Origin of the sequence: Sulfurovum sp. (assembly GCF_041562805.1) — a bacterium.
In the GTDB taxonomy this organism is placed as follows: Bacteria; Campylobacterota; Campylobacteria; order Campylobacterales; family Sulfurovaceae; genus Sulfurovum.
Map to the genome: position 1 here is coordinate 1 of NZ_JBFFOH010000069.1, position 11,697 is coordinate 11,697.

Below are 11,697 nucleotides of genomic sequence, written 5' to 3' on the forward strand. Positions count from 1 at the left end.
GACAGATTCGTTCAGTGCCTATGTCGAAGGGCGCTGGAAATATGTATTGGTAAACAGAGATACGCCAGACAACTCGCTGATAGGAACAGTCGGCCTCGACTACCACTTCGGACTTTCGGATGAGAAATCTAAGTTGGTTGACGATGTTGAAAAGCAGAATGCGCTTTTAGAAGTGAGCAAGTGATCCTAGGTTTAAGAACTTATTTATGATCAATGTCACTAAAACATATATGCCAGATAAAGAGAAGTATATCTCTTATGTTGATAAGATCTTTGAAAGTGGCTGGGTGACCAATAACGGTGCTTTAGTACGTGAACTTGAAACCCGACTTGCAGAATATCTTGGTGTAAAGAATATTGTGTTGGTTGCAAATGGAACGATTGCCCTCGAAATAGCCTATCGACTTTTAAAACTTAAAGGTGAAGTTATTACAACACCTTTTTCGTTCGTCGCTACAACAAGTTCTTTGGTTTCTAACGGCTTAAAACCAATTTTTGCAGACATAGACCCTCAGACTTTCAATCTTAATCCTGAAAATATTGAAAGTGCTGTTACAGAAAAAACAAGTGCTATTGTCCCTGTTCATGTATTTGGAAACGCCTGTGAAGTAGAAGAAATTGAGAAGATTGCAAATAAGCATGATTTGAGAGTTATCTATGATGCAGCACATGCTTTTGGGGTGAAATACAAAGGCGAGAGTCTATTGAATCATGGCAATGTATCTACCCTGAGTTTTCATGCGACCAAACTCTTCCATACTATCGAAGGCGGTGCACTTATTATTAATGATGATGCGTTAGTAGAAGAAGCACGTTTTCTCATCAACTTCGGCATCGATGGCCCTGATTCTGTCAAGGCACTAGGTACCAATGCCAAGATGAATGAATTTGAAGCGGCAATGGGTTTGTGTGTGTTGGATGATATAGAAAAGATCACTGCGAATCGAAAAGAAGTTTTTGAGTGTTATAAATCCGGCTTGGAAGGTGTGGTGAAGTTTCAGCAATACAATGCAGACAGCACCTATAACTACAGCTATTTTCCAGCTCTTTTTGAGAACGAAGAACAGACGTTAAAAGTACAAAAAGCGTTGAATAAGGCAGATATATTCCCAAGACGATACTTTTACCCATCACTCGACACCTTACCTTATTTAGAAGTGTCTGATATTATGCATGTTTCTCGTAGTGTTTCAAAAAGGATCCTAACGTTGCCGATGTACCCGGAACTTTTACAAGCGGATCAAAATATTATTATCGAAATCGTTAAACAAACAGTAAAAGAGTTGTGATGGATAAGTACCAAATTCCGAATGTAAAAACCTTTGAGTTTACAAAGATTATTGGAATCGAAAATATTGATTTCGGTAAATATATAATCATAGACGATTTTGTTCTGATATATGCAAAGGAACAGATCAAAATAGGTAATTATGTTCATATCGCATCCTTTGCGTCTATTAGTGGAGGTGGTGAGTTGATAATGGAAAATTTCTCAGGATTATCCTCCGGATGTAGGATTATTACGGGAAGTGACGATTTTCACGGTGCAGGATTTGGAAACCCTACTATCGCTGAAGAGTTTAGAAATGTCAAAACAGGCAAAATCCACATAGGTAAATTTGCTATTATTGGAACAAATAGCGTTGTTTTACCTGATGTAATGATTGGTGAAGGTGCCACAGTAGGTGCAGGATCGGTTGTGACGAAAGACTTGGAACCTTGGGGTGTCTATGTTGGAAATAAGCGGATAGGCTGGCGTAATAAAGAAGAAGTTTTGAAAAACTATGAAAAGTTCAAAGCTTTATCAGAGAGTGAACAAGTCGGCTCACTTTTTCGACCATAAGTATGGTTTTGTGAGACAACTTGGATAACTTAAAAGCACAAGGAACCAAAGCCTTTATCTGGGATTTTTCTGGAAAATTGGCGATGCATGGAACTGGTTTCATTGTCACAATTTTCCTGGCAAGATTGCTTGAACCGGCTGAATTTGGTTTAGTCGCAATGGTGATGGTCATCATAGGTATTGCTCAAATATTTACAGATGTAGGTCTCGGAAGTGCACTGATACAACGTCGACGTGTTTTGCCTGTCCATTATTCATCTGTATTTTACTTCAACATCGTAATTGGTTCTATATTAACTCTAATTACATTTTTGTCTGCTCCATTGATTGCTGGTTTTTATAATAATGAGCAGTTAATTCCTCTAGCACAGGTAATGTCAATAGCCTTTCTTATCAATGCGTTTAGTAGCGTTCAGGCTACAAAGTTACGTAAAGAGCTAAATTATCAAGCATTGACTGTAGCTAATTTTACCTCGTCTCTACTAAGTGGTATCGTAGGTGTCTTTATGGCATTTAATGGTGGAGGTGTTTGGAGTTTAGTAGCTTTAACTTTATCTCGTGGAGTGATATTCAACATTTACGTGTGGATAGTGGCAGGCTGGGTTCCCTCTTTACTGTTTTCCTTTAAAGCATTGATGCAGTTGTGGGGTTTTGGTTTTCGCATGTTCTTGTCAGGTGCATTAGATGCTGTATTTACAAGACTTGATGTGATTATAATCGGTAAATTGTTCACACCGGCAGTGCTGGGCTTTTTCGACCGGGCAAAGTCACTGGATCAAATGATAGTTTATTACTCATCAGGTAGCTTAATGAGTGTACTTTTCCCAGTGTTGAGTAAGGTTCAAAATGATCTATCCCGCTTCCAAAGTATCATTATCAAGGCACTAGGTGTGATTAGCTTTGTTGTTTTTTTATTATTAGGTGTGATGTATCTGATTTCAGAAGAACTTGTCGTCATATTGTTTTCAGAAAAATGGCTGCCTTCTGCAGAGTATTTTAAATTGCTTATATTAAGTGGGTTCGCTTATCCAGTTAGTGCTTTACTTGTGAATGTATTAAGCAGCCGAGGGAATTCAAAGGCTTTTTTACGCTTGGAAATATATAAAAAAATTGTTTTTGGTAGTAATCTAGCCATAGCATTTATGTGGGGTATAGAAGGGTATTTATATGGACTTGTCTTGGCATCTATTTTGGCAGTCTATTTGAATATTATATTTGCCTCAGTAGAGATTAGACTACCTAAGTTTTCATTTGTACAACCAATTATTGTTCAGATGACTCTTGCTCTAATTACTGTTATTGGCGTTAAGGAACTATGTCTTGGATTAGAGTATAGTAACATTATAATGTTGTTGTTAAAAGCAAGTGTATTTACCATCTTATATATTCTAGCTAGTAGAATATTTGGGACATCATCTTATAAAAACTTTGTAGAGCAAATATTGCCAGTTATTCAACAAATAAGAAGGAAATTAGCTTAATGCCTAATGAAAACAATGATGTAATTGTCTCAGTATTTATGATCACTTACAATCATGAAAAGTATATCGCTGAAGCATTGGACTCTATCTTGATGCAAGAGGTTGATTTTCGCTATGAAATTGTCGTAGGTGAAGACTGCTCAACAGATAATACACGGCAGATTTTATTAGAGTACAGAGATAAATATCCTGATAAGTTTAAACTGCTTTTACATAATGAGAATATTGGGATGATGCCAAATGTGATTAGTACCTTGAAAGCATGTACAGGAAAGTACATTGCTATGCTGGAAGGAGATGATTATTGGGCAGATCCTTTAAAACTTCAGAAACAGGTGGATTTTTTAGATGATCATGAAAAATACATATGTACATTTCATAATTACAGTGTTGTTGATGAAGATGGAAATATTCTAATACAGTCTCAAGAAAAGTATAAAGGCTTACGAGACTATAATAGTGATGAGATGTGTTCTGGGGCAACAGCTATTCCAACACTTACCGTAATGTTCAGAAATGTTGCTCTCGATATACCTCACGAATTTGAGTCAGTTTACAATGGCGATACAGCTATATGGCATTTATTGGGTTTTTTTGGTGAAAGTAAGTATCAACAAGACATAGAATGTGCATCATATAGAATCCATTCAAACGGAGTCTGGGGTAGTTTGCAGCAAGTAGATAAATTAAAAAAAAGTTTTCTTACATTACAAACTCTAAAAAAGAATCCAAATATTTCAGCTGATATAGAAAATAAATTAAATCGAAATCTAGAATTATTAATGTTAGATCATTTGGCATCATCATTATATTCATTAAAAATAAGTGTATATTTCAGGGTGTTGTCTGAAATTTTCAATGATAAAGAAAAAAGAAAAATATTTTCTGTAAGCTCACATTTTATAGATGTTATAAGTAGAGCAAAACGAAAAATAAGAAGTAGTATAAAAAAAAATCTTTTCGGACTCAATAACAGTATGCGTTCTTTAAAAATCCATTTTTTGGAAGAGAATATTCGTATTGGAAAAAATGTAACAATAGGAAAAAATGTCATCATTAAAACAACTGATGGTGGAAGAATTATAATAGAGGATAATGTCTCCATTGAAAGCAATAGTTTTTTGTATGCCCAAAAAGGCGAGATAATAATAGGTAAAAATAGTTTTATAGGTTTTGGTTCACAGATAGTAGCTAAAAAATCGATAGCAATAGGGAATGATTGTCTAGTTTCAGCATATAGTATCATACGTGATGCTAACCATGGAACAAAAGGTCATATTCCTATTAGTTTGCAGCCTCACGATATTAAAGCAATAATCATTGAAGGTGATGTGTGGCTTGGTGCTCACACTGTTGTGACGGCAGGATCTTCAATTGGTCAAGGTGCTGTCGTCGGGGCTAATGCTGTTGTTACTAAGGATATAGAGTCCTATACAATAGTTGGTGGAGTACCCGCACGGTTTATCAAAAAAAGAGTTGACTAGTTTATGTCAAAAAAGATAAAGATTCTTTCAGTAATTGAAACTCTTGGAAATGGTGGTGCAGAGCGGGTTTTGATCAATACACTGCCAGCATTGCAAAAAATAGGCATTGAATGTGAAGTTGCCATTCTTTTTGAAACAGATGATCTGGCTGAAGAACTAGAAATGCAGGGGATCAAAGTGCACCGTCTACATCTATCCCATAAGTGGAATGTCGTTGAGGGCATATACAAACTAAACCAATTAATTAAAAAGCATCACTACGACATCATCCATGCCCATCTGTTCTTTGCCTATTTTTATACGGGGTTGATAAAGCTTTTCCATACTAATGTCAAAACGGTGACAACCTTTCATAACCTCGGTTACAACACTTATCCTGCAACTACTTTTGTTAAAAAGCTTCGTAAAAATCTGGATGCCTTTGTCGTTAATAAATTGGTAGACAAAAAAGTAGCGGTAAGCGGTGCCGTTAGAGATCACTATGTAGCACACCTAAATATTTCACATGTTGATGTAATCTTTAACTCATTTCCGTTGGGACAAATTGACACTGCACAAGATATTAAAGCAACAGAGATCTTAAAAAAATATGTCAATGCAAGTAAGTATGACCTTTTTTCCATTACGCCTGGTAGGCTGGTAAAAGAAAAGGGGCACACATATCTTCTTGAAGCGATAGAACGACTAGATAAAGTGACTATTAAACTATGTCATTTTATAGTAGGGTCTGGACCATTAGAGGAAGACATTAAAAGTGAGATAAAAGAGAAAAAACTTTTAAATGTAGTTTTGATCCCTGGTTTGCTACAAGAGGACCTTTTTCAATTCATTAGAGCATGTGATTTTGTTGTGGTTCCATCGATTTCTGAAGGATTTGGAATGGTAGTTGGTGAGGCAATGGCCTTAGTAAAACCAATAGTCGCTACAGACATTGATGGTGTAGTTGATATGATTGAAAATAATAAAGAAGGACTGCTTGTCCCCGCTAAAAACAGTGAAGCTCTGGCTAAGGCGATAGAACGACTTTATAATGATGCTGCATTACGGGACAGCTTGGCAGAAAATGCCAAAGAGAAGATCAAACAGTTTGATACAAAGATCATTGCTAAGCAGTGGAAAGCATACTATGAAGAGATGTTACGTGGCTAATGTTTTTTACATCTCTCTCACGGGTATGACCGAACCGCTTGGACGTTCACAGGTCTTGGAGTATCTGATGGATCTCAGCAAAGAGAATGAGATTTACCTGCTTTCGTTTGAGCGTGAAAATGATCTGAAAAATGTGGATGAGATTCAAGAGCTTATCAAAGACCAAAATATCCAATGGCAATATTTGACCTATTCCAATAAGTATGGGGTAATTTCTACTCTATGGCAGTTAGTTCTGGCCATACGCTTGGGTTCTAAGACCGTTCATAAACACTCTATCGACATCGTACACGCTCGGAGCATGATCCCTGCCACAATGGGATGGGTGTTAAAAAAAATGCATGGAGTAAAACTGCTTTTTGACATTCGTGGGTTTGCCATCGATGAAAAGGTCGACAGTGGACGGCTGCAAAAGAGTTCACTGCTCTACAAGCTCCTCAAGAAGCTGGACAATCATCTGTACAAAGTGTCAGACCATATAGTGACACTGACCCATGCTGCAAAAGAGATCCTCCATAACTCTTTAAATGTTCCAGAAGAGAAGATTACTGTCATTCCAACATGTGCCAACAAAGAACTGTTCAAACTTTTGGATGAAGACGAAAAAAGAGCTTTCAAAAGTACGTTGGGTTATTCTGAAAAAGATAAAATCGTTGTGCATACCGGAACGGTGAGCGGCTGGTATGATTTTGAGAGTGAAGTTAAGTTAGTAAAAGAGCTGATGAGACAAGATGAAGATGTTCACTTTTTGGTACTCAATAAACATGAGCAACCTTTTATACAAAAGATGATCTCTAAATATCTGTTGCCATTGGAGAGAGTGAAAATATCTTCTTCAGCATTTGATGAGGTTTATAAATACTTGAATATTGCAGATGTGTCACTCTTCTTTATAAAACCATCGTTCTCAAAACAAGCGTCTGCCCCAACCAAGTTCGCCGAAAATGTAGCGTGTCTATTACCATCAATTACCAATGGCAATGTAGGTGATATGGGGTTTTACCTTGAACACTACAGTGTTGGCAAGGTGATAGACCTAGATACGCTAGATGATAACCTTGCGCTAGTCGCTACAGAACTGCTTCGAGAGATGGGAGTGCCGGAATATGAAACCGAAGTGTTCGAGAGACTATTTAGTGAACATTTTGACAAAGAGATGGCGGTAAGAAAATACCAAGCCATTTATGAACAATTAGAAAGTGCAACATCGTGAAGATCATTGCTTTTACAAAATACTCTTATGAAGGACCAAGCAGCCGTTACCGTTTTTATAACTATGTCGATTGCTTTGCCAAAGAGCACATCTCAATGCAGATAGATCCGTTCTTCACTTTGGCATATTTTGTTCAGACAAACAAAGTACTAAAGATATTCAACGTTATTGTCTCTTACCTGCGCAGAGTATTTCAGCTGCTTGTAGTGCTCTTTTTTCCAAAAAAGTACGACCTGGTCCTGATAGAATATGAGCTGTTGCCATTTTTTCCAGCTGTTTTTGAATACCTTTTTAAAAAGCGGCAGATAAAGTATGTGGTCGATTATGATGATGCTGTCTTTCACAAGTATGATCAGCATAAAAGTGCATTTGTACGATGGTTCTTTGCCGAAAAAATAGGGCAGGTTATTAGCAATGCTGAAGTTGTCATAGTCTGTAACCCTTATCTTGAGCAGTATGCAAAAAAATACAATTCAAATGTTTTGCGATTGCCAACAGTAGTGCTGTTGGAGAACTATAAAAAAGCAATACAGGTGCATGAAGTCAAAACAGATGCAAAACCTTTTGTTATCGGCTGGATCGGTTCAAAAAGTACCAGTGTTTACATTGTGGATATCTTGCAGGCTATGGAAAAGTTTGCTTCCAAATATGATGTTGTTTTTAACCTTGTAGGCTTTAATGAGAGTGTATTGCATAATGGTATGAAAGAACGATGCAAAATCGAAGTTATTCCTTGGTCAGAAGAGAGTGAGATCGAAGAGATCTTGAAATTTGATGTAGGGATTATGCCTTTGAAAAGCGATCCATGGTCAAAAGGGAAGTGCGGCTTTAAGCTGGTGCAGTATATGTCATGTGCAAAGCCTGTTGTCGCTTCGCCTGTCGGGATCAATACTGCTCTGGTTAAAGAGGGTGAAAACGGCTTTTTGGCAGAGAGTGCTGATGAGTGGTTTGAGGCTTTTGAAAAGCTCTATTTAAACATGGAGCTGCGAGAGAAGATGGCAGAGACTAATATCCAAAAAATTGAAACTGAGTATAATCACAGTATGAATTGTAAAAAGTATGTCGAGCTTATCCGTACAACTGTGAAGAGTTAACATGTGCGGGATTGTAGGGTTTGTTGATCACAGTCATGCATCGTCGCCCAAACAGCTTCTGGCAATGACAACAACCTTACAGCATCGCGGACCTGACAGTTCTGGTATCTATTTTGATGACACCCCGGCTTTTCAAGTTGGGCTAGGGCATCAACGTCTCTCTATCCTGGACCTTTCCGAACTTGGTCAACAGCCTATGGCCTATAAACACCTGCATATCGTTCATAATGGTGAAGTCTATAATTTTGATGAGATCAAACAAGAGTTAGAGGCTCTTGGGTATGAGTTTGAGTCGCATACCGATACAGAGGTCATCTTAAAAGCTTTTCATGCCTGGGATGTTGCCTGTGTAGAGAAGTTCAGAGGCATGTTCGCTTTTGTCATCTATGATACGAAGCAGCAGAAACTTTTTATGTTCCGTGACCGTGCGGGTGTGAAGCCGTTTTATTACCATGCAAAAGATGACTTGTTCTTGTTCGCAAGTGAGCTAAAAGCTTTTCACAAGCACGACAGATTTACAAAAACAATTAACAAAGAGGTCATACCAACCTACATGCAGTTTGGTTATATTCCAGCACCGTACAGCATCTTCAAAGATACCTATAAGTTAAAAGCCGGTCATTACATAGAGTATGACCTTGAAAATAGTAGTTTTGAGACTCATCAGTATTGGGATGTTAATACACTGTACCATCAGGATAAAATAGCTTCTACGGAAGATGAGGTGTTGGAGAGTCTTGAAAAAGTGCTGAGTGAGGCATGCTCTTTGCGGATGATTTCCGATGTGCCTGTCGGGGTCTTTCTGAGTGGCGGTATTGACAGCTCATTAGTAACGGCACTCTTGCAAAAAGAGTCAGTTACGCCGTTAAAGACTTTCACTATCGGTTTTGATGAGAGTGGCTATAACGAGGCGGAGCAGGCTAAAGAGATCGCGAGTTATCTCAAAACGGATCATACCGAGTACTACTGCTCTAAAGCAGATGCATTGCAGGTCATACCTGAGCTTTCAAAGATCTACGACGAACCCTTTGGCGACAGCTCTGCCATTGCTACCATCTTGGTTTCAAGAGCAGCGAAAGAGAAAGTTTCTGTTGTCCTCTCAGGTGACGGCGGTGATGAGACGTTTTGCGGCTACAGCAAGTATTTCGCTCTGAATAGAGCCGTTAAATACCTGAAACCAGGTCTGCGAAGAACCGTTGTGCAAAAAACAGTAGGTTTTTTGAATGAAGAGAGTGCTTTAAAACTCAATAAGCTGTTGCCAAAAGCAAAACGTCAAACCAATGTTCGTGACAAGTTTCAAAAGTTTAAGAGAGCTATTAATGCAGAGAGTCTTGATGAGATGTTTGTTGAGGCAAGCTCTTATGTTGATAAAGACACGGTTAGCCGGTATTTGAAAGGTGATCTGAACACTTTGAGCAATACGAATTTCGATCATTTCAATATGTTACAGGATGTTGAACCAGTTGAGCAGATGATGGCGATGGATTATCAAACTTTTATGGCAGATGATGTGCTTACAAAGGTTGACCGTGCGACGATGAGTCAAAGTCTGGAAGGTAGAGAACCTCTGCTTGACCATAAGATCATAGAGTATGTTGCGACAATTCCCATAGAGCTAAAGTACAAAGATGGCAGTGGAAAATATTTGCTAAAAAAAGTGCTGGAAAAGTATTTGCCTAAAGCGTATTGGGAGAGACCAAAGTCCGGTTTTCAAGTGCCTCTGTTTGAATGGCTGAAAAGTGATCTGAGGTCTTTGCTGGACAAATACCTGGATTACAATCGTTTAGAAGAAGGCGGTATATTTGATGCACAAGCAGTCCAACAAACACTGAAACAGTATTACACTGGTCAGTACATTAACATCAATGAACTATGGTTTATCCTCATGTTCGAGATGTGGCGCGAAGAGTGGGCTAGCTAGTGTTACTCAAAGATCCTAAAGCATCGACAACCTTAGTACTGATATTTTCTTCTGTAGCTATCTTTTTGGCGTCGTTACTACTGTTGATGAATTTTGATCTTTTTTCAAAGAATGTTTTTACGGTTATACGACGCTATGGTGATTATGACACCCCTTACTACAGTCTGGCTGTTGCCTTACTCCTCTTTATGGGTTTGACGTCAATAATAGCATTGTTCAGAAATAAGCCATTAACATATATATGGATTATAAAAGCATTCGTGACGCTGATCGTTATGATCCCTTATGAGATGTATTATGGCTTGGATGCCTATATGTATTACGCGGAGGCCGTACATTTTACGGGGGAGCATACGCATGGAAAAGCAGGGACCTTCAATACTATTTTTGTCAACTATATATTTACTTTTATCGGTGGGGAGAGTTATTTTTCGCTAAAACTATTGAACTCATTTGTAGCTTACCTAGGTCTTGTTTTAATCTATAAAAGTTATGAACTTATTATGCGTAGAAGTGGCCTATCCCTGGAAAATGACTATTTCATATATGTCTTTTTTCTTTTCCCATCTGTTCTGTTTTGGTCATCGATCCTGGGGAAAGACCCTTTAAACCTCCTTTTTATCGGTATATTTATGTACGGGTTTATACGTTTTATCAATAAAAGACGAATGTTGTGGTTGCTGTGGACAGTTGTTGCGATCATTGGCGTACGTTATATCCGTTCTTGGTATGCCATCATTATGATCATCTCGATTGCGATGTTCTATATTCGACCAAAGTCAATAAAACGTAATATCACACTCATTCCATTGGTGCCGGTTCTATATATAAGCTTCAGCTACTTTTTGCAGAATCAGGGAATATCCTCATTTAACGAGCTGTTTTATAAGATGAGTTATACATCGTACACTTTGGCTTTTGGTGGAAGTAGTTTGGAATATACGCATATTAACAATATATGGGATTACCTTTTTTACTACATTCCTAACCTTTTTACTACCCTTTTCCGTCCTATGCCATGGGATATACGCAATCCTTTTTCGCTGCTAGCCGCCGTTGAAAATGTATTTTTACTGTACTTTACCTATAAATACATATTCAAAAACTGGCGTGAGGTTTTGAAAAACAAGTATTTGCGATTTTTGATCCTGTTTATTTTTTCATGGTCGCTCTTTTATGTCATAATCTCGCCTACAAACCTTGGGATGGCAGTGCGGTTTAAGTTGCAGATCTTGCCGGCGATGTTGATTGTTATTTGGGTGTCAAGGCACATTTACCTGCAGAAGCAGAAACAGAAAAAAGGTCTGGAGGAAGAGGAACGTAAACAGCTCTCTATCGGGCAGCGTTCGAAAAAGGATTCAGGTATTGAAAAAGAGTAAAACCATCGTCATCGTCATCAACACCTCATGGAACATCTACAACTTCAGAGTGGGGTTGTTAAAAGCCTTGCAAGAAGAAGGTTACCATATTGTGGCGATCGCGCCGAAAGATGGCTTTTCGCATAAGCTCGAA

Annotated in this window: 10 protein-coding genes; all 10 read left to right on the forward strand. The window is 38.1% G+C overall.

Annotated features, from left to right (window positions below):
* The coding region (locus ABYK33_RS09120) for a hypothetical protein (protein WP_373032841.1) at positions 1-184 on the forward strand (184 nt) is incomplete at its 5' end.
* Between the two features lie 22 nt (positions 185-206).
* Positions 207-1,289 carry a DegT/DnrJ/EryC1/StrS family aminotransferase gene (locus ABYK33_RS09125; protein WP_373032842.1) on the forward strand — a complete coding sequence of 361 codons (1,083 nt, stop codon included), beginning with the start codon at positions 207-209 and terminating at the stop codon, positions 1,287-1,289.
* On the forward strand, positions 1,289-1,843 hold the full coding sequence (locus ABYK33_RS09130; RefSeq protein WP_373032843.1) for an acyltransferase: 555 nt from the start codon (positions 1,289-1,291) through the stop codon (positions 1,841-1,843). Before ABYK33_RS09125 ends, ABYK33_RS09130 begins: the two co-directional genes overlap by 1 nt.
* A 20-nt stretch (positions 1,844-1,863) precedes the next feature.
* Positions 1,864-3,324, forward strand: a complete 1,461-nt coding sequence (locus tag ABYK33_RS09135; RefSeq protein ID WP_373032845.1) for a lipopolysaccharide biosynthesis protein — start codon at positions 1,864-1,866, stop codon at positions 3,322-3,324.
* Entirely contained in the window at positions 3,324-4,808 is a 1,485-nt protein-coding gene (locus ABYK33_RS09140; protein ID WP_373032846.1) for a glycosyltransferase, read from the forward strand. The genes ABYK33_RS09135 and ABYK33_RS09140 overlap by 1 nt, the downstream gene beginning before the upstream one ends.
* A gap of 3 nt (positions 4,809-4,811) precedes the next feature.
* Positions 4,812-5,957 (forward strand): glycosyltransferase family 4 protein, encoded by a 1,146-nt coding sequence (locus ABYK33_RS09145; protein ID WP_373032847.1) that lies wholly within the window; start codon positions 4,812-4,814, stop codon positions 5,955-5,957.
* Positions 5,935-7,170, forward strand: coding sequence for a glycosyltransferase (locus tag ABYK33_RS09150; RefSeq protein WP_373032848.1), 1,236 nt, complete (start codon positions 5,935-5,937; stop codon positions 7,168-7,170). Before ABYK33_RS09145 ends, ABYK33_RS09150 begins: the two co-directional genes overlap by 23 nt.
* The gene (locus tag ABYK33_RS09155; protein WP_373032849.1) at positions 7,167-8,264 is read left to right on the forward strand and encodes a glycosyltransferase; all 1,098 of its coding nucleotides are present in this window, start codon (positions 7,167-7,169) and stop codon (positions 8,262-8,264) included. The genes ABYK33_RS09150 and ABYK33_RS09155 overlap by 4 nt, the downstream gene beginning before the upstream one ends.
* Before the next feature lies 1 nt (position 8,265).
* Positions 8,266-10,185 carry an asparagine synthase (glutamine-hydrolyzing) gene (asnB, locus tag ABYK33_RS09160; protein ID WP_373032850.1) on the forward strand — a complete coding sequence of 640 codons (1,920 nt, stop codon included), beginning with the start codon at positions 8,266-8,268 and terminating at the stop codon, positions 10,183-10,185.
* Positions 10,185-11,564 (forward strand): hypothetical protein, encoded by a 1,380-nt coding sequence (locus ABYK33_RS09165; RefSeq protein ID WP_373032851.1) that lies wholly within the window; start codon positions 10,185-10,187, stop codon positions 11,562-11,564. Before asnB ends, ABYK33_RS09165 begins: the two co-directional genes overlap by 1 nt.
* Positions 11,565-11,697: the final 133 nt, after the last annotated feature.

Bases quoted from the DNA above. Each gene is read 5' to 3' on its own strand.
- ABYK33_RS09125 (WP_373032842.1), top strand. From the start codon at position 207: ATGATCAATGTCACTAAAACATATATGCCAGATAAAGAGAAGTATATC.
- ABYK33_RS09130 (WP_373032843.1), top strand. From the start codon at position 1,289: ATGGATAAGTACCAAATTCCGAATGTAAAAACCTTTGAGTTTACAAAG.
- ABYK33_RS09140 (WP_373032846.1), top strand. From the start codon at position 3,324: ATGCCTAATGAAAACAATGATGTAATTGTCTCAGTATTTATGATCACT.
- ABYK33_RS09145 (WP_373032847.1), top strand. From the start codon at position 4,812: ATGTCAAAAAAGATAAAGATTCTTTCAGTAATTGAAACTCTTGGAAAT.
- ABYK33_RS09150 (WP_373032848.1), top strand. From the start codon at position 5,935: ATGAAGAGATGTTACGTGGCTAATGTTTTTTACATCTCTCTCACGGGT.
- asnB (WP_373032850.1), top strand. From the start codon at position 8,266: ATGTGCGGGATTGTAGGGTTTGTTGATCACAGTCATGCATCGTCGCCC.